The organism is Halomonas sp. I1, assembly GCF_032334135.1.
In the GTDB taxonomy this organism is placed as follows: Bacteria; Pseudomonadota; Gammaproteobacteria; order Pseudomonadales; family Halomonadaceae; genus Halomonas.
This window is the reverse complement of record NZ_JAVXUS010000016.1, coordinates 1-17069: the sequence shown is the minus strand read 5'-3', so window position 1 is coordinate 17069 and position 17069 is coordinate 1. Positions and strand designations below refer to the sequence as shown.

Annotated in this window: 18 protein-coding genes; 8 read left to right on the top strand and 10 right to left on the bottom strand. The window is 63.1% G+C overall.

What is annotated here, in order from left to right; all coding sequences use genetic code 11:
* Positions 1-36 precede the first annotated feature (36 nt).
* Both rimK and RSO41_RS14775 read left to right on the top strand, forming a co-directional pair.
* Positions 37-945 carry a 30S ribosomal protein S6--L-glutamate ligase gene (gene rimK / locus RSO41_RS14780; protein WP_315619932.1) on the top strand — a complete coding sequence of 303 codons (909 nt, stop codon included), beginning with the start codon at positions 37-39 and terminating at the stop codon, positions 943-945.
* A gap of 88 nt (positions 946-1033) precedes the next feature.
* Entirely contained in the window at positions 1034-1480 is a 447-nt protein-coding gene (locus RSO41_RS14775; RefSeq protein WP_315619931.1) for a hypothetical protein, read from the top strand.
* On the opposite strand, the gene RSO41_RS14770 is transcribed toward RSO41_RS14775, so the two are convergent.
* The 7 genes from RSO41_RS14770 to RSO41_RS14740 all read right to left on the bottom strand — a co-directional run bounded on the left by RSO41_RS14770 (position 1401) and on the right by RSO41_RS14740 (position 8427).
* Complete coding sequence (locus RSO41_RS14770; RefSeq protein WP_315619930.1) at positions 1401-2159, bottom strand: vancomycin high temperature exclusion protein; 759 nt, start codon at positions 2157-2159, stop codon at positions 1401-1403. The two genes, RSO41_RS14775 and RSO41_RS14770, sit on opposite strands and share 80 nt — an antisense overlap.
* A 109-nt stretch (positions 2160-2268) precedes the next feature.
* The gene (sufT, locus tag RSO41_RS14765; RefSeq protein ID WP_315619928.1) at positions 2269-2841 is read right to left on the bottom strand and encodes a putative Fe-S cluster assembly protein SufT; all 573 of its coding nucleotides are present in this window, start codon (positions 2839-2841) and stop codon (positions 2269-2271) included.
* A 19-nt stretch (positions 2842-2860) separates the two neighbouring features.
* Positions 2861-4102, bottom strand: a complete 1242-nt coding sequence (locus RSO41_RS14760; protein ID WP_315619927.1) for a cysteine desulfurase — start codon at positions 4100-4102, stop codon at positions 2861-2863.
* A 3-nt stretch (positions 4103-4105) separates the two neighbouring features.
* Positions 4106-5452 carry a Fe-S cluster assembly protein SufD gene (gene sufD, locus RSO41_RS14755; protein WP_315619926.1) on the bottom strand — a complete coding sequence of 449 codons (1347 nt, stop codon included), beginning with the start codon at positions 5450-5452 and terminating at the stop codon, positions 4106-4108.
* Positions 5449-6201 (bottom strand): Fe-S cluster assembly ATPase SufC, encoded by a 753-nt coding sequence (gene sufC / locus RSO41_RS14750; protein ID WP_149322359.1) that lies wholly within the window; start codon positions 6199-6201, stop codon positions 5449-5451. Before sufC ends, sufD begins: the two co-directional genes overlap by 4 nt.
* A 250-nt stretch (positions 6202-6451) precedes the next feature.
* Positions 6452-7894 (bottom strand): Fe-S cluster assembly protein SufB, encoded by a 1443-nt coding sequence (sufB, locus tag RSO41_RS14745; RefSeq protein WP_315619925.1) that lies wholly within the window; start codon positions 7892-7894, stop codon positions 6452-6454.
* Positions 7895-7965: 71 nt separating this feature from the next.
* Entirely contained in the window at positions 7966-8427 is a 462-nt protein-coding gene (locus RSO41_RS14740; RefSeq protein WP_315619924.1) for an SUF system Fe-S cluster assembly regulator, read from the bottom strand.
* 380 nt (positions 8428-8807) lie between these two features.
* On the opposite strand from RSO41_RS14740, the gene RSO41_RS14735 reads away from it, so the two are divergent.
* The 6 genes from RSO41_RS14735 to RSO41_RS14710 all read left to right on the top strand — a co-directional run bounded on the left by RSO41_RS14735 (position 8808) and on the right by RSO41_RS14710 (position 13991).
* Positions 8808-9473 (top strand): ABC transporter permease, encoded by a 666-nt coding sequence (locus tag RSO41_RS14735; RefSeq protein ID WP_315619923.1) that lies wholly within the window; start codon positions 8808-8810, stop codon positions 9471-9473.
* Positions 9474-9517: 44 nt separating this feature from the next.
* Entirely contained in the window at positions 9518-10678 is a 1161-nt protein-coding gene (locus RSO41_RS14730) for an ABC transporter ATP-binding protein (RefSeq protein WP_315619922.1), read from the top strand.
* A 4-nt stretch (positions 10679-10682) separates the two neighbouring features.
* The gene (locus RSO41_RS14725; protein ID WP_315619921.1) at positions 10683-11414 is read left to right on the top strand and encodes an ABC transporter permease; all 732 of its coding nucleotides are present in this window, start codon (positions 10683-10685) and stop codon (positions 11412-11414) included.
* A gap of 69 nt (positions 11415-11483) precedes the next feature.
* Positions 11484-12365, top strand: coding sequence for a glycine betaine ABC transporter substrate-binding protein (locus tag RSO41_RS14720; protein WP_315619920.1), 882 nt, complete (start codon positions 11484-11486; stop codon positions 12363-12365).
* A gap of 161 nt (positions 12366-12526) precedes the next feature.
* Positions 12527-13369, top strand: coding sequence for a nitrilase-related carbon-nitrogen hydrolase (locus RSO41_RS14715; RefSeq protein WP_315619919.1), 843 nt, complete (start codon positions 12527-12529; stop codon positions 13367-13369).
* A gap of 109 nt (positions 13370-13478) precedes the next feature.
* On the top strand, positions 13479-13991 hold the full coding sequence (locus RSO41_RS14710) for a gluconokinase (protein ID WP_315619918.1): 513 nt from the start codon (positions 13479-13481) through the stop codon (positions 13989-13991).
* A 105-nt stretch (positions 13992-14096) separates the two neighbouring features.
* Here the strand turns inward: RSO41_RS14710 and RSO41_RS14705 are convergent, their stop codons facing one another.
* Genes RSO41_RS14705 through dgoD form a run of 3 tightly spaced genes read right to left on the bottom strand, consistent with a single transcriptional unit; the run spans position 14097 to position 16814 of the window.
* Positions 14097-14999: a 2-dehydro-3-deoxygalactonokinase gene (locus tag RSO41_RS14705; protein ID WP_315619917.1), complete on the bottom strand. Its 903-nt coding sequence runs from the start codon at positions 14997-14999 to the stop codon at positions 14097-14099.
* Entirely contained in the window at positions 14996-15655 is a 660-nt protein-coding gene (locus tag RSO41_RS14700) for a 2-dehydro-3-deoxy-6-phosphogalactonate aldolase (RefSeq protein ID WP_315619916.1), read from the bottom strand. The genes RSO41_RS14705 and RSO41_RS14700 overlap by 4 nt, the downstream gene beginning before the upstream one ends.
* Before the next feature lie 10 nt (positions 15656-15665).
* Positions 15666-16814, bottom strand: a complete 1149-nt coding sequence (dgoD, locus tag RSO41_RS14695) for a galactonate dehydratase (protein WP_315619915.1) — start codon at positions 16812-16814, stop codon at positions 15666-15668.
* Positions 16815-17069: the final 255 nt, after the last annotated feature.

Sequence of the window (17069 nt, the reverse complement as noted above, 5' to 3'; positions counted from 1 at the left end):
CACCCTCTCTCCGCACCGGATAACGGAGAATCCACCATGCACATCGCGTTGCTGTCACGTAATCGCAATCTCTACTCCACGCGTCGCCTGATGGAGGCCGCCGAGGCCCGCGGCCATAGCGCTCGGGTCGTCGACACCCTGCGGTGCTACATGAGCATTGCCTCTCATCATCCCTCTATTCACTACAAGGGGCAGGAACTCGAGCCCTTCGACGCGGTGATTCCCCGTATCGGTGCCTCCATCACCTTCTACGGCTGCGCGGTGCTTCGTCAGTTCGAGATGATGGGAACCCAGGTGCTCAACGACAGCGTCTCGATCACCCGTTCGCGTGACAAGCTGCGTTCGTTGCAGCTACTCTCGCGCAAGGGCATCGGCCTGCCGGTGACCGGCTTCGCCCATTCGCCCGACGATATCCCGGACCTGATCACCATGGTCCGCGGCGCCCCCCTGGTCATCAAGTTGCTGGAGGGCACCCAGGGGATCGGCGTGGTGCTGGCCGAGACCAACCAGGCTGCCGAGTCGGTGATCCAGGCCTTCATGGGCATGAAGGCCAATATCATGGTCCAGGAATACATCAAGGAGGCCAAGGGCGCCGACATCCGCTGCCTGGTCATCGGCGACAAGGTCGTGGCCTCCATGAAACGCCAGGCCGCCGATGGCGAATTTCGCTCCAACCTGCACCGCGGCGGCAGCGCCAGCATCATTCGCATCACGCCCGAGGAACGTTCCACGGCAATACGGGCCGCCAAGGCCATGGGCCTGAAGGTGGCCGGCGTCGACCTGCTGCGCTCCAACCACGGGCCGGTGATCATGGAAGTGAACTCATCGCCGGGACTGCGCGGCATCGAGAGCGCTACCGGCAAGGACATTGCCGGACAGATCATCGATCACCTGGAAAAAAGCTCGGCACCGAAACGCAAGACACCCCCCAAGCCTAAAGGCTAATCCCGAAAAGAGGATTTAATGGTAAATGGGGGTGGCAAAAGTACCACGACACCCCCACAATCTGCGTCACCGGAGGAGGTGAACGCGCATGTTTCTTGATAATCGCCAGGTGGCGATGGACAGTGCCCTCGAAGCGCTGGCCGACAGCATCGACTATTTCCAGGATAACCTCGAGCGTTTGCGGCCGACCCTGCGCGACGCACTCGAGCCCCATTTCGAGGAACGTGGCAGGCTGATGCGCGAGCTGCAGTCACTGGCCCGACGTCACCTCGACCTTCTCCCCCGCGATGCCGACGTCGAACGTGACGACTACATGTGGTTATGGAGTCGACTGAAGAGCTTCGTCGGCAATGACAGTCAGGTCCTGATCAACGAGCTGCTCGAACAGGAGCGGGTGTTGATGCAGGCACTCTCGACCCTGCTCACTCATCCGCTGCCCGATGCCATCGAGCCGGTCATCGAGGAATGTTGGCGGAACTGCCGTTCGCTGATTCGCGAGCTGTACCGCCTGCAGAAGCAGCGTCATAAGCGTTGACCGGACCGCGACGCGGCATGATTTCCAGGGGCTCCACCGGCCCCAGAAAATGCGGCTCGCGGCCCCAAACGTAGAGATCCCCCAGTGTCGCCACTCGCGCGACCCACTCCCGCGCCCTCAGTCGCAGGGTGCCCTCCGATGGCCGCTCCGGTGCCGCGCAGCCTCGTGCCTCGATACCCAGGGCATCGGCAATGAACAGGGCCCTGGGCAGATGCCAGGCCTGGGTGACCAGTAGAGCGCGTTTCACCGCGAAGACGTCACGGGCCCGGGCAAGGGTATCGAAGGTACTGAAACCGGCATAATCGAGCGTCATGACCGCATCCGGGATGTCGCGACCGCGCAGATCCTTCCACATGGTCACCGGCTCGTTGTAGTAGCGCGTGCTGTTGTCACCCGACAGCAACAGATGTTCGACCCGCCCGTCATGCACCAGGCTCGCCGCCGCTCGCATGCGCCCCTCGAAATGGGGGTTCCGCGCGCCGCTGCGGGTCCAGTGCGATGTACCGAAGACGATACCGACCCGCTCGGGCCGGCACTGAGATACCTCGAGCTCGATACGGCTGCGGGTGTTCGTCAGCATCCACAGGTTGGCAGCCAGAAACAGCAGGATCGCCAGCAGGGTGCCCCCGCCCAGCGACATCAACAGGATCCGGAAGGTTTTCCACGGTAGCGAGGGCATCGATTTCCTCGGTCATGGCGACGACTAGGGCATCGCCTCGGCTCGCCGACACTGTGGCGTTCGATGCAGCGCATGGACGATGTCGGCACATCCTCGGAACATGCCGAGCTCAAAACATGCCGAGCTCGAGCTTGGCCTCGTCGCTCATCATCTCGCGACGCCAGGGCGGATCGAAGACGATCTCGGTATGCACCTTGCTGATCTGAGGAGCCCCCAGAATCTTGTTGCGCGCATCGGCGGCAATCACATCGCCCATGCCGCAACCCGGTGCGGTCAGCGTCATACGGATGGTGACGAGTCGCTCGCCGGTAATCAAGCGCTCGATACGACAACCATAGACCAATCCCAGTTCAACGATATTGACCGGGATCTCCGGATCGAAGCAGGTTCGCAGCTGATCCCAGACGAACGCCTCGATATCCTCTTCCGAGGCGTCTTCCGGCAGGGTCGGCCGCGGCACTGCATCGAGCCCCAGGGCATCCAGCTCGCTACCTTCGATCAGGTACATGCGCCCCTCGAACCCCACACTGACGGTACCGCCCTTGGCCTGCATGACCGTGACCTCGTTGTCTTCGGCCAACGTTTCCGTCTTGCCGAAGGGAATGGAGATCGCTTCCACGTCACGCTGAAGTGGCAACACCTGTCCCTTGGTCACGCCGGACAGTACGTCGATATCACTCATATCGCTCCTCGACTTCCTCTCAACGCAGCATGCCCACGACCCGTTCGAGCCCCTCGACGAAGATGTCGATTTCCTCGGGCGTGTTATAGGCAGCGAAGGAGGCACGGCAAGTGGCATCGACTCCGAAGTGCGACAACAACGGCTGGGCACAGTGGTGTCCAGTGCGTATCGCCACGCCCAACTGATCGATCAGCAGTCCGATGTCCTGGGCATGAGCACCATCGACGACGAAAGACAGTACGGCCGCCTTGTCGGGCGACGTGCCGAGGATGCGCAGGCCATCGATCGAGGCCACGCCCTCTGTGGCATGCTCGAGCAGACGCGTCTCCCAGGCCTGGATCAGCTCCAGGCCGATCTCGTTCACCCACGCCAGGGCGCGCCCCAGCGCGATCACCTCGGCGATCGCCGGCGTTCCCGCTTCGAACTTGTGGGGAATGTCGGCAAAGGTCGTGGGCGTCTCGAAGGAGACGGTCTTGATCATCTCGCCACCGCCCTGCCAGGGTGCCATGGCCTCGAGCAGATCGGCGCGGCCGTACAGGACCCCGACACCGGTGGGGCCATAGACCTTGTGGCCGGAGAAGGCGTAGAAATCGACACCGAGGGCCTGGACATCGATGGGCTGGTGCGGCGCGGCCTGGGCGCCGTCGACCATGATCAACGCATCATGTTCATGGGCCAGGCGCGCCATCTCGGCCACCGGGTTGACCGTCCCCAACGCGTTGGAGATGTGATTCACCGCCACCAGCCGGGTGCGCTCGCCGATCAGGTCGCGATAGGCAGCCTGGTCCAGCACGCCACGCTCGTCCACCGGAATCACCTTGATGGCAAACCCCAGCTCGCCGGCCAGCAGTTGCCAGGGCACAATATTGGAGTGATGCTCCAGGCGAGATATCAGGACCTCGTCGCCGGGACCGAGATTGGCTCGCCCCCAGCTGCCGGCCACCAGGTTGATTGCCTCGGTCGTGCCGCGCGTGAAGACGATCTCCCGAGCCTCGGCGGCTCCCAGAAAGGCTCTCACCGTCTCCCGAGTCCCTTCGAAGGCCGCGGTGGCCTCATCGGCCAGGGTGTGCAGGCCACGATGGATATTGGCGTTGTAGCGCCGGTAGTAGTCGTCGAAGACCTCGATGACCTGACGCGGCGTCTGGCAGGTCGCCGCATTGTCGAGATAGACCAGTGGCTTGCCATGCACCTCGCGATCGAGGATCGGAAAATCACGGCGGACCCGGGCTACGTCCAGCTGGAGATCACTGAAATCGGCCATGACTCACCCCTCGTTGAAGGCCGAAGCGGTTTCCACCAGGCCGGCCAGGTTGAAGCGCTCCGGCAGCTTGCCGGCCACGGTCAGCTCGACCCGCTCGGACACCGCATCCAGGTCGACCCGATCCATGACCTCGCCGGCAAACGCCAGCGTCAACAGCCCACGGGCAGTCTGTTCGTCGATGCCACGCGTACGCAGGGCAAAGACGGCCTCCTCGTCGAGCTGGCCGGTCGTCGCGCCATGGGCACACTTGACGTCATCGGCGTAGATCTCGAGCTCCGGCTTGGTGTCGATCTCGGCACGATCCGAGAGCAGCAGGTTGGCATTGCTCTGGTCGGCCTCGATCTGCTGGCTATCACGCTTGACGATCACCTTGCCGTTGAACACGCCATGGGCGCGATCATCGAGGATGCCCTTGTAGTTTTCCCTGGAGAACGTCCGGGGCGCGTTGTGATTGACCAGGGTGTGGTTGTCCACGTGCTGACGGCCCTGGCCGTAGAACAGACCATTGTAGATCGCCTCGGCCCCCTCGCCATTGAGGTCGCTGACCAGGTCGTTGCGCACCAGGCCGCCCCCCAGGTTGAGGTTGAAGGAGACATAACGGCTGTCGCGAGCCTGCTCGACGTGAATGCTGGCAATGTGGCGATCCTTGAGCGGCGCCTCCTGAAGCTTGTAGTGGCTCAGGATGGCACCACGTTCGAGGATGATCTCCTCCACCAGGTTGGTGAAGTTGGCCGCCTCGGCATCGCCCACGTGGTGCTCGATCAGAGTGGCCTCGCTACGCCCGCCGGCCTCGACCAGGATACGCGGATGGCTCATCACCTCCTGCTGCCCGGCCCGTGACAGGAATTGCAGCACGATCGGCTTGTCCACCACGGTCCGTGGAGCCAACCGTACCACCGCACCCTCTTCCATGAAGGCGGTATTGAGTGCCGCGAAGGACGAGAAGTCGACGCCGGTGAGGCGACCGAGCGGCCCGCCTACGGCCTCGTGATTCTCTTCCAGGGCACGCGACAGCGGCATCACCTGCACGCCCTCGGGCAGCGACCCGAGATCCGACAACGCCGGCGCGAACACACCATCGACGAAGGTCAGCCGATAGGCATCCAGCGGCAGCGTCAAGGCCGCCGCGGTGGCCGGCGAGAAGTCGGCATCGGTGGCCAGGGCAAAATCCCCCCGGGCGATGTCTCGCACGTTGGTGTATTTCCACTCTTCGATGCGGCGATGCGGAAAGCCGAGTGCCTCGAAACGTGCCGCCCCCGCCTGGCGACGCGCGGCGATCCAGGTCGGCTCGTCCCCGCGCTGGGCATTACGCTCGGCCAGGCGGTCGAGAAAGCGCTGTTCATCACTCATGCAGCAGAGTCCTCCACGACCCAGTCATAGCCACGGGATTCGAGCTCACGCGCCAGGTCGGCATCGCCGCTCTTGACGATGCGACCATCGACCAGCACATGGACATGGTCGGGCACGATGTAATCCAGCAGACGCTGATAGTGGGTCACCAACAGGATGCCCTTGTCCTCGCCTCGCAGTGAATTGACGCCATCGGCCACCACTTTCATGGCATCGATGTCGAGACCGGAGTCGATCTCGTCGAGCATGGCGAGTTTCGGCTGCAGGACCAGCATCTGCAGAATCTCGTTGCGTTTCTTCTCGCCGCCGGAGAACCCTTCGTTGACGGCACGCTGGAGGAAGCTGGCATCCATCTTCATGAAGCCGACCTTCTCCTTGACCAGCTTCATGAATTCCGGTGCCGGTATCTCGTCCTCGCCCCGTGCGGCACGCTGGGCGTTGAGGGCGGCCTTGAGCAGATAGATATTCTTCACACCGGGGATCTCCACCGGATATTGGAAACCCAGCAGCAGGCCCGCCTGGGCACGCTCCTCGATTTCCATCTCCAGCACGTCCCGCCCCTCGAAGGTGATCGACCCGCTCGTCACCTCATAACCGTCCTTGCCGGCGATGACGGCAGAGAGCGTGGACTTGCCGGCCCCGTTGGGACCCATGAGGGCGTGGACTTCACCGGCACCGATGGTCAGGTTCAGGCCCTTGAGGATCTCGGACCCCTCGACCGTGACGTGCAGATCCTTGACTTCGAGCATGTTGACTACCTTTTGAGCTATCAGCCGCCGCGGCGGCTCGCATAAGTTGATTCGTTTCCAGCGCGCTCTGGACGCGTCATGAGCCGCAGGCGCGACGCCTCTAATGTTTTGACCTCATTCGCGCAGCCGGAGAAACGCGCGAGCGGCGCCTGAACAAGGCGGAAGCGGGTGAGAGAAGCGGAGTTTACGATCGTAAATGAGCATTCTCGAGCCTGCTTCCAACGCCGTGCAGGCGTCGCGCAGCCGTTTCTTAACCCACAGCGCCTTCCAGGGTCACGTTCAAGAGCGCCTCGGCCTCCACGGCAAACTCCATCGGCAGCTCCTGGAAGACATCCTTGCAGAAGCCGTTGACGATCATGTTCACCGCATCTTCCTCGCCGATCCCGCGGCTCTGGCAATAGAACAGCTGGTCCTCGCCGATCTTCGAGGTGGTCGCCTCGTGTTCCACCTTGGCGGAACTGTTGCCGATTTCCTGATACGGGAAGGTATGGGCACCACAGGTATCACCGATCAGCAAGGAGTCGCACTGGGTGAAATTGCGCGCTCCCTTGGCGCGGGGACCAACCTTGACCAGACCACGGTAGGACTGGTCGGAGCGACCAGCGGCGATGCCCTTGGAGACGATGGTGGAACGAGTGCCTTCGCCGATATGGATCATCTTGGTGCCGGTGTCAGCCTGCTGGCGGCCATTGGTCACCGCCACCGAGTAGAATTCGCCGACGCTGTCCTTGCCGCGCAACATGCAGGACGGATACTTCCAGGTGATCGCCGAACCAGTCTCGACCTGAGTCCAGCTGATGTGGGAGCGATCGCCCCGGCAGTCACCGCGCTTGGTGACGAAGTTGTAGATGCCGCCCTTGCCATCCTCGTCGCCGGGATACCAGTTCTGCACGGTGGAATACTTGATCTTGGCGTCATCCAGCGCCACCAGTTCCACCACGGCGGCATGCAACTGGTTCTCGTCACGCTGCGGCGCGGTGCAGCCTTCGAGATACGACACCTCGGCACGGCTCTCGCAGATGATCAGGGTCCGCTCAAACTGGCCGGTATTGGCAGCGTTGATCCGGAAATAGGTCGACAGCTCCATGGGGCAGGTCACGCCCTCCGGCACGAAGACGAAGGAACCGTCGGTGAAGACCGCCGAGTTGAGCGCGGCGAAATAGTTGTCGCCCTGGGGTACCACGCTGCCGAGGTACTCCTGGACCAGCTCTGGATAATCGCGAATCGCCTCGGAGATGGAGCAGAAGATCACACCGGCTTCATGCAGCTTTTCCTTGAACGTCGTGGTCACCGAGACCGAGTCGAACACCGCGTCCACCGCCACGCCGGCCAGCGCGGCCCGCTCGTGCAGCGGAATGCCCAGCTTTTCATAGGTTTCGAGCAGCTTGGGATCGACCTCGTCGAGGCTCTGGGGCTTGTCCTCGTCGCGCTTGGGCGCGCTGTAGTAGGAAATCGCCTGATAGTCGATGGGCGGATAATCCAGATGCGCCCAGGAGGGGGACGTCATCTTCAACCACTGGTGGTAGGCTTTGAGGCGCCACTCCAGCATCCAGTCCGGCTCGCCTTTCTTTCTGGAGATGAAGGCGATGGTGTCTTCGTCCAGACCCGGCGGTACCGTCTCGCTCTCGATGTCGGTCACGAACCCTTCCTTGTATTCGCGACGGACGAGCTCTTCCATTTCCTGACTTGCCATGATGTTGTCCCCTCCCCGGGCTGATTGGGTCGGCGAGCGGGGCTCGCCTCGGGTATTGAAGTCGCGGGTGGTCAGGCCTCGGCGGCCAGGCTCACGCTCTGTATGGGTAGCTGAACGGGCAGCTTGATCGGTGTGGTATCGGCCAGATGCGCCAGGGTCACGCTGTCGAGCAGGGCGCGTACCGCCAGTGACACCCGCTGCCAGTTGTCCGACACGCCACAGACCGCCACCAGATCACAGTCGCCTTCCGCCTGGCTGCATTCGGTCATCGCCACCGGCCCCTCGATGGCCGAGATAATATCGCTGGCGGAAATGTGCGAGGCCGGCCGCGCCAGGGAATAGCCACCCTGAGCGCCACGGCGGGATTCCAGAAGTCCGGCGCGCACCAGCATCTTCAGGGTCTTGCTGACCGTCGGATGCGGCAGCGACACCGCCTCGGCAAGTTCGGCCGCCGCATGCGGCTGCTCGGGATGTCGGGCGATTTGGGCCATCACCACCGCCGCATAATCGGTCAGTCTGGAAAGCTTCAACACTGCCTGACTCCCCGGGGCCTTCCCCTCAGGTGATCGATTGCGGACCATTTTAGTCCTGTATGGTTTCGATGTGAAGCCTCACCGGACGTTACCGAGCAAGAATCGGTCGGTTAGCGACACGTTCACTACCGATAGCATCAAAAAAGCCAATCATTCTCATTACCAACAGCTATCATCATGCCTCTCGTCGCTCGTCGTCATGCATCACGGCTCGCAATTCCCGCCATTGCGCATCGTCATCCACGGAAAAACAACGCTTTGCTAAGCTACGCCTTCATGACACACGCCCGGCATCACGCCTTCGGTGCCGCCGATGACACGCCGTCAACGCGCGCCGGGTCTATGCTTGACCGGAACTCGTCGCCGCAAGGAGAACGCCTTTGGAACTGTTGCAATACGCACTGGACAACCTCGATCTGCTGGCTTCGAGAACCCTCGAGCACATTGCTCTGGTGGGCGTGGCCGTGGGCATCGCCACCATTACCGGCGTCCCCATCGGTATCGCCATCACCAAGAACGAGCGCCTGGCCAGGACCGTGCTCTACGCCGCCTCCATCATCGTCACGATTCCCTCTATCGCGCTGTTCGGGATCATGATTCCGGTCCTGTCGCTGATCGGCCAGGGCATCGGCTATCTGCCGGCAGTGATCGCCGTGCTGCTCTACTCGCAGTTGCCGATCATCCGCAACACCTATACCGCCATCAACAATGTCGACCCGGCACTGCGCGAGGCGGCTCGCGGCATCGGCATGAGCCAGAACCAGCGCCTTCGCATGGTCGAGATTCCGCTGGCGGTGCCGGTGATCATGGCCGGTGTACGCACCGCCGTGGTGCTCAACATCGGGGTGATGGCCATCGCCGCCTATATCGGTGCCGGCGGCCTCGGGACCTTCATCAGCCGCGGAATTTCCCAGTCCGACCCGCGCCAGCTGATCGTCGGCGCCGTGGCGGTCAGCCTGCTGGCGATCATCGTCGACTACGGGCTGCTGGCGTTGCAGAAACGCCTGACACCCCTGGGTATGGAACGCGCCGCCGAGACGGTTTGACCCCTCGACCGTCGTCACCCGGCTCATCGCTCAAGGAACCGTAAATGATTCGACTGGATAACCTGACCAAGGTCTTCGACACGCCCAAGGGGGCCGTGACCGCCGCCGACCACATCAACATGGAGGTCCCGGCCGGGGAGATCTGCATTCTGCTCGGCCCCTCCGGCTGCGGCAAGACCACCACCCTGAAGATGATCAACCGCATCATCCGGCCCACCTCGGGAAAGGTCTTCATCAACGGCGAAGACACCACCGGCCTGGATACTCAGGACCTGCGCCGCAACATCGGCTATGTCATCCAGCAGATCGGCCTGTTTCCCAACATGACCATCGAAGAGAACATTTCGGTGGTGCCCAGGCTGCTCGGCTGGGACAAGGCGAGGTACCGGGAACGGGCCCGCGAGCTGATGGCGATGATCGCCCTCGACCCCGATGCCTTTCTCAAGCGCTATCCTAGCGAGCTTTCCGGTGGCCAACAGCAGCGCATCGGCGTGGCCCGGGCACTGGCTGCGGACCCGCCGGTCATGCTGATGGACGAGCCCTTCGGTGCCATCGACCCGATCAACCGGGCGGTGATCCAGGACGAGTTCCTCAAGATGCAGCAGGAACTCAAGAAGACCATCATGTTCGTCAGCCATGACATCGACGAGGCGATCAAGATGGGCGACAGCGTCGCGGTCTTCCGCGAGGGCAAACTCGTCCAGCACTCATCACCCGATGACCTGCTGGCGGCTCCCCGCGATGCCTTCGTCGAGTCCTTCCTCGGCGAGGACCGCGCATTGAAGCGCCTCAACCTGGTCCAGGTGCGCGACGTGGTCAGCGACGAGATCGGCACGGTATCCCCCGGCGACACCCTGGAGACGGCCCTGGCACGTATCGACGATTTCGGCTATCAGAACTCCATCCTGATGACCAACGACAAGCGCCAGCCGGTCGGCCTGATCACACGCGCCCTGGCGCGCACCACCAGAGGCTATTGCCGAGACCACTTCCAGAGCGTGCCGGACACGGTGTCGCTGGACGATGATCTGCGCAAGGTCGCCTCGCTGATGTTCGCCCAGGACACCACCTGGCTGCCCTGCGTGGACCAACAAGGACGCGTCTGCGGCCAGATCACTCAACGTGCCATGACCCGTCACCTGGGCTCGCGTTTCCGCCCCCGCTCGAGCGACGAACGACCGTCCGACGCCGCGACCGAGGAGTGAGCCGATGCCCATACAGAGTCTGAAAGGTGTCCTGCGCCTGCTGCTGCTCGCCGTCATCTTCTTCACTGGCGTATGGAGTCAGTCCAGCGGGGTCATCGACGATTTCATCTTCTATCTGCCGGACGTGCAGTACCTGGCCGCGCAACACCTGTGGCTGACCACACTTTCCGGCGGCCTGGCCATCCTGGTGGCCATTCCACTGGGCGTGGTGCTGTCCCGGCCCAGCATGGCACGAGCGGCCGAGTCCCTGATGCAGGTCCTCAACGTCGGCACCACCATTCCGACGCTGGCGGTACTGGCCCTGTCGATGAGCTTTCTAGGCATCGGCATTGTACCGGCCGTATTCGGCCTGTTCGTGGCCACCCTGCTGCCGATCACCCGCAATACCTATGCCGGCCTCAAGGGGGTCTCGCCGGCCTTGATGGAGGCCGCCGCAGGGATCGGCATGTCACCGACGCAACGCCTGTTCAAGGTAGAACTCCCCAATGCGCTCTATGTGATCTTCGCCGGTATCCGCACCGCCTTGACGATCAATGTCGGCACCGTGCCGCTGGCCTTCCTGATAGGCGCCGGCGGGCTCGGCGAGTTGATCTTCACCGGCATCGATCTCTACGACCCGGTAATGATGCTGTCCGGGGCCATTCCCACGGCTTTGCTGGCGATCGTGGTCGACGCCCTGATTGCCATCATCGCCTTTGTCGTGGTGCCACGCGGGGTCAACCCCTCCCGCGCCTGAGCCACCCCGCAAGCCCATGACGGGGCGGCCGGATGGCGGCTTCGTCACCGTCCCCCAAAGGAGAACTTCATGAAGCGTTTGATGACGACACTTACCGGCCTGGCCCTGGCGGGCACCATGGCCGGCGCCCAGGCCCAGGAAATCGTGGTCGGCGGCAAGAACTTCACCGAACAACAGATTCTCGCCAGCATGACCGCCCAGTACCTCGAGGGGCTGGGTCACGAGGTGGAAAGTCGCGCCGGCATGGGGTCGGCCGTGCTGCGCCAGGCCCAAGAAAACGGCCAGATCGACCTCTACTGGGAATACACCGGCACCTCGCTGATCAACTACAACGACGTCACGGAGTCCTTGTCCCCGGACGAAACCTATCAGCGCGTCAAGGCGCTCGACGGCGAGAAGGGCCTGGTGTGGCTGGAACCCTCCGAGGCCAACAACACCTACGCCCTGGCCATGCGCGAGGAAAGCGTCGAGGAAACCGGCATCGACTCGCTTTCCAGGCTGGCCGAGGCCGTCAATGACGGCAAGGAACTGTCGTTCGCCATGAACGCCGAGTTCTACGCCCGTGAAGATGGCTGGCGCCCGCTGCAACAAGCCTATGACTTCCGGGTGGGCCGCGGCGACGTCAAGCGCATGGATTCAGGGCTGGTCTATCAGGCCTTACGCGACGGCCAGGTCGACGTCGGCCTGGTGTTCGCCACCGATGGCCGCATTCCCGCCTTCGATTTCCAGGTATTGGAGGACGACCAGAACTTCTTCCCGGCTTATGCCCTGACCCCGGTGGTCCGTCAAGAGGCGCTGGACGCCCACCCCGACCTCGCCGAGCAGATGAACGCGCTCTCCTCGCTGCTCGACGACCAGACCATGGCGACCCTGAACGCCCGGGTCGACGTGGAACGCGAGACCATCGAGGATGTCGCGGCCGACTTCCTGGCCGACAACGACCTGCGGTAAGCTGTCTCGGGGTCAAGCGGCGTGGCCCCGTATCCCCCTGTACGGCTGGCGGTGGGCCACCGAATGTTTCCATCGGCACGGCCGACACGACAGAGTTTGTCGCCTCCCGGCCGTGCCGGGAGCATCATCGTCATGCCCCGCCAGACGCCATTGAGGTCAGGATGCACTACCAGGACGATCTCCACGTTGCCGCCGCCCAGATCAACGCCGAGCTCGGTGCGGTCGACGCCAACCTCGAGCGCCATCTCGAGTGCCTCGAAGAGGCCAGCCGGGCCGGTATTGAGCTGCTGGTCTTTCCCGAACTGTCGCTGACCGGCTATGGACTCGGTGCCGATGTCATGCGCGTCGCCATGCCGCTGGAGGACCCTCGCCTGATGCGCCTGGCCCGAGCCGTCGGCGATATCCAGACGGTGGTCGGCTTCGTCGAGGAGGCAAGCCCCGGCGAGTACTACAACGCCCTGGCCATCATGCAGCATGGCGAACTGGTCGCCGTGCATCGCAAACTCAACCTGCCCACTTACGGTGGCCTCGAGGAAGGCAAGTGGTTCACGCATGGCGATGCCCTCACCCACACCCCCGTGCGCCCGGGCTGGTCAGCCACCCAGCTGATCTGCGCCGACCTGTGGAATCCGGCGCTCGTCCATGCCGCCCTGCTGCCCCGCCCCACCATCCTGTGCGCCCCGATCAACTCGGCCTCGGGCATCGTCAGTGACGACTTCTCCAACGAGCAGAACTGGGCCCTGAACGTGCGTTTCTACGCCATGACCTATGGCACGCCGGTGATCATGGCCAATCGATTCGGTCCCGAAGGCGCCAGCCACTTCTGGGGCGGCTCGCGCATCCTCGGCCCGAGGGGTGAGCCGCTCGCCGAGGCAGACGACCGTGAAACCCTGATCGAAGCGCACCTGTCACGCACCGCCATCGCCAAGGCTCGCTTCGAGCTCCCCACACACCGTGATGCCGACACGCCCCTTATCCGCGATCTGATGGCCGGCCACCGCTGACGACATCCTGAAAGCGGCCGACTCCAGCCTCGACAATGGCTCCCATTGCCACTGAAAAAGGTGCTAGAATCGGGCCTGTTCAAAGGCTCGAAAACAAAGCGATTTCCGCATGAAAACCAAGGCGAAAAGCATTCTGGTAATGGGAGTTTCCGGTTCGGGAAAGTCACATGTCGGCCGCCAGGTGGCAGCCGCCATGGATGCGACCTTTCTCGATGGTGACGACTATCACAGCCCCGGAAATATTGCCAAGATGTCGCGTGGCCAGCCCCTCAATGATGGTGATCGGGAAGCCTGGCTGGCAACTCTCGCTGATCTCTATCGGGAGTACCAGGCAAAGAACATATCTCTGGTGATCGGCTGCTCGGCATTGAAACATCGTTACCGCGACCAGCTTCGCACCGCCACCCCCAGGCTGGATATCCTCTACCTGCATGGCGACCGGGATGTTCTGATGAGCCGGCTAGAGCGGCGAAGTGAACACTTCTTCACCGGTTCCCACATGCTGGACAGCCAGCTTGCCACTCTGGAAGCCCCCTCCCGCGACGAGGCATTCCGCGGCGATATCCGCGACACGCCTCGCGATATCGTCAATGCCTTTCTGGAACACCTCGACACGAGGTAGAGTTGAGGCTGGATACGACGTCATCACCGATCGAAAAGGCGACCTGAAAAGGCCGCCTTTTTTCTTTCATGACAGATAACGCTCTTACGATTTCCATATCATTGATCAACGCTCCTCATGGCGCTTCGCCAATGCACAAAGCCCGGCAAGGGTCGCATCGTCACTCGATATTTCAACGACGCTTCCCCCGGCCCACTCAAGCGCCATTCGATACAGGGAATTCAAGGAAGTCGAACCGATCAATGTCACCGAAGTGTCCTGCCATCTCTTGCGCTGTGAAAGCACCTCGCTACCGATCAGCACGCCGGAAATGAAGCCCCCGACCGCCTCGGCAGACAAGCCGGCATACAAGTGTCGACTGCGTGCCTCAAAAATCGCATGCAGCGGCCCATCGGGATGCGTCGCGGCGTGAAGCCCCTGGCGAAAGCCCACCTCGTCGAACGCGGCGCGTTCCCGGGCAGGCTCACCGGGCAGTGTGTGAAAGCGCACGGCATGGAAGAGTTCACCGGTCATGACGGTGGTGAAGTCGGTCAGACGTTCCCCTTCCAGATGCACCCACTTGCTGTGCGTGCCTGGCAGGCAGCACAGCCCCGAGGTCACTTCACGCAAGGCCAGCGCGCCGAAGGCCTGGACTTCTTCGCCACGCATCACATCGACGTGATCGTCGCGTATCACCTTGAGCCCCGGCACGATCCAGGCATTGGACAGCCCGGGTGCCGCCATCAATCCAGCGGCAAGCTCCGCGGCGGAAGCCGGCACGTTCAGTTGCGGCGCCTCGCACCAGCCTCGGGCCGAACCGACCATGCCGGACAGATAGACCGGCACTCGGTCACCCTCGCGCCAGCCTCCGACCTGAGCCTCGCAGTAGTGCGGGAATTCCTCACTGGACAGCGACCTCAGACCGGCATCCGAGCGATGGCTGTCGAGACACTCGCCGCTTGCCCGATCGACCAGGAAGGCGCGGAAATTACTGGTGCCCCAGTCGATGGCGATCAGCCGCTCGCTCATCCCTCGCTCCCCCGACCCTCGAGCCGGTGCCACTCGGCGACCAGGTCGGCGGCGATATCGGCGATCTCGTCGTTGCCGCGACCGGGCTTGTAGAGGTTGCTGCCGAAACCGAAACCACGCACGCCCACGGCATGCCACTCGGCCATGTTGCCGCGCTCGATACCGCCCACCGCCAGCACCGGCAGATCCGACGGCAGAATGGCGTTGATATCCTTGAAGTACCCGGTGCCGAGCCGAGCCGCGGGAAACAGCTTGAGCGCCCGGGCACCGCTGCGCACCGCGGACAATGCCTCGGTGGGCGTCATGCAACCGATCATGGGGGCCAGCCCATGATCGACGCCGGCGCGGATCACGTCAGCGTCACTGTTGGGCGTGACCATGAGGGGAGCGCCGAGCCGTGCCAGCCGCTCGGCATCGGCGCCGTCCAGCACGGTACCCGCCCCGACCAGCACCGACGCCGGGCAATGCGCCACTGCCCGTTCGATACTCTCCCAGGAACGCGGCGAGTTGAGCGGAATTTCGATCATCCGGAAACCGGCGCCAACCAGCGCCTCGCACACGCCCTCTACTTCCTCGGGCGTGATACCGCGCAGGATCGCCACCAGCGGCAGCGTCTCCAGAGACTCGTCCAGCGTCTTGCGTTGTGTCTCGTTCATGTTGCCCTCTTCACCACTCCGCGATCGAGCCGTCCTCGTGGGTCCATACCGGATTGCGCCAGCGATGGCCGACCTTCGACCGCTCCTCGACGAAGGCCTCGTCGATTTCTACCCCAAGACCGGGCCCCTCGGGAATCGCGCAGAATCCGTCCTCGATGGCCAGCGCCGACGTATCGACCAGATAGTCGAGCACGTCATTGTCGCGGTTATAGTGAATCCCCATGCTCTGCTCCTGAATGAAGGCATTGTGATTCACCGCATCCACATGCAGCGAAGCCGCCAGCGTCAGCGGCCCCAGCGGACAGTGCGGCGCCAGCGCCACATCGTGGCAGGACGCCAGGCTGGCGATCTTCATGCCCTCGCTGATGCCGCCGCAGTGCGAGAGGTCCGGCTGGACCACATCGATCATGCCCTGCGCCAACAGGTCGCGGAACTCGAAGCGGGTGTGCAGCCGCTCACCGGTGGCCAGCGGATAGCCCAGCCCACCGGCGATGTTCGCCAGGCACGGCAGGTGCTCCGGAGCCACCGGTTCCTCGACGAACATCGGGTGATAGGGCTCCAGTTCGCGCAGCAGCGCCTTGGCCATCGGCCGGTGAACGCGGCCATGGAAATCGATGCCGATGCCCACATCGGGACCGACGGCATCCCGGGCCTCGGCGACCCGCGCCACCGCCTCGTCGACCTTGCGATGCGAGTCGACGATCGCCAGCTCCGGCGTCCCGTTCATCTTGAAAGCCGTGAAGCCCTGATCGACCAGCGCCCTGGCACCCGCTCCCACATCCTGCGGACGGTCGCCGCCGGTCCAGGCGTACATGCGCATCCGGTCGCGGACTCGTCCACCCAGCAGCTGATGGACGGGCACGCCGAGATCTCGTCCCTTCAGATCCCACAGCGCCTGGTCGATACCGGCGATGGCACTCATCAGGATCGGCCCGCCGCGATAGAAGCCAGCACGGTACAGCGTGTTCCACAGATGCTCGATGCGATGCGGGTCCTGGCCGACCAGATAGTCGGACAACTCATGCACCGCCGCCTCGACAGTGGCCGCACGCCCCTCGACCACGGGTTCGCCCCAGCCATAGGCACCTTCATCGGTTTCGATCTTGAGGAACAACCAGCGCGGCGGCACCTGCCAGGTCTTGAGTCGGGTAATTTTCATAGAACACTATCCATTGTCACGTCGAAAAGCGGGCCGATACCGCACCGTCGTTTCAGGCATCGGCGAGCAGAGCGAAGGACAAGGCATTCGGCGCACAGAAACCGGAGCATACTGAGCGGTATGTGAGGATTTCGAGCACCGAATAACGACGTCATTCGCCTGCGCAGCCATGCCAATCACCCCACCAGCCACATCGCCAGGTTCGGCCAGAACAACAGCGCGAACAGCACGCACAGCTGCAGGGCGATGAACGGC

Excerpts from the sequence above, each read along its gene's own strand:
- rimK (WP_315619932.1), top strand. The coding sequence starts at position 37 with ATGCACATCGCGTTGCTGTCACGTAATCGCAATCTCTACTCCACGCGT.
- RSO41_RS14775 (WP_315619931.1), top strand. The coding sequence starts at position 1,034 with ATGTTTCTTGATAATCGCCAGGTGGCGATGGACAGTGCCCTCGAAGCG.
- RSO41_RS14770 (WP_315619930.1), bottom strand. The coding sequence starts at position 2,159 with ATGCCCTCGCTACCGTGGAAAACCTTCCGGATCCTGTTGATGTCGCTG.
- sufT (WP_315619928.1), bottom strand. The coding sequence starts at position 2,841 with ATGAGTGATATCGACGTACTGTCCGGCGTGACCAAGGGACAGGTGTTG.
- RSO41_RS14760 (WP_315619927.1), bottom strand. The coding sequence starts at position 4,102 with ATGGCCGATTTCAGTGATCTCCAGCTGGACGTAGCCCGGGTCCGCCGT.
- sufD (WP_315619926.1), bottom strand. The coding sequence starts at position 5,452 with ATGAGTGATGAACAGCGCTTTCTCGACCGCCTGGCCGAGCGTAATGCC.
- sufC (WP_149322359.1), bottom strand. The coding sequence starts at position 6,201 with ATGCTCGAAGTCAAGGATCTGCACGTCACGGTCGAGGGGTCCGAGATC.
- sufB (WP_315619925.1), bottom strand. The coding sequence starts at position 7,894 with ATGGCAAGTCAGGAAATGGAAGAGCTCGTCCGTCGCGAATACAAGGAA.
- RSO41_RS14730 (WP_315619922.1), top strand. The coding sequence starts at position 9,518 with ATGATTCGACTGGATAACCTGACCAAGGTCTTCGACACGCCCAAGGGG.
- RSO41_RS14725 (WP_315619921.1), top strand. The coding sequence starts at position 10,683 with ATGCCCATACAGAGTCTGAAAGGTGTCCTGCGCCTGCTGCTGCTCGCC.
- RSO41_RS14720 (WP_315619920.1), top strand. The coding sequence starts at position 11,484 with ATGAAGCGTTTGATGACGACACTTACCGGCCTGGCCCTGGCGGGCACC.
- RSO41_RS14715 (WP_315619919.1), top strand. The coding sequence starts at position 12,527 with ATGCACTACCAGGACGATCTCCACGTTGCCGCCGCCCAGATCAACGCC.
- RSO41_RS14710 (WP_315619918.1), top strand. The coding sequence starts at position 13,479 with ATGAAAACCAAGGCGAAAAGCATTCTGGTAATGGGAGTTTCCGGTTCG.
- RSO41_RS14705 (WP_315619917.1), bottom strand. The coding sequence starts at position 14,999 with ATGAGCGAGCGGCTGATCGCCATCGACTGGGGCACCAGTAATTTCCGC.
- RSO41_RS14700 (WP_315619916.1), bottom strand. The coding sequence starts at position 15,655 with ATGAACGAGACACAACGCAAGACGCTGGACGAGTCTCTGGAGACGCTG.
- dgoD (WP_315619915.1), bottom strand. The coding sequence starts at position 16,814 with ATGAAAATTACCCGACTCAAGACCTGGCAGGTGCCGCCGCGCTGGTTG.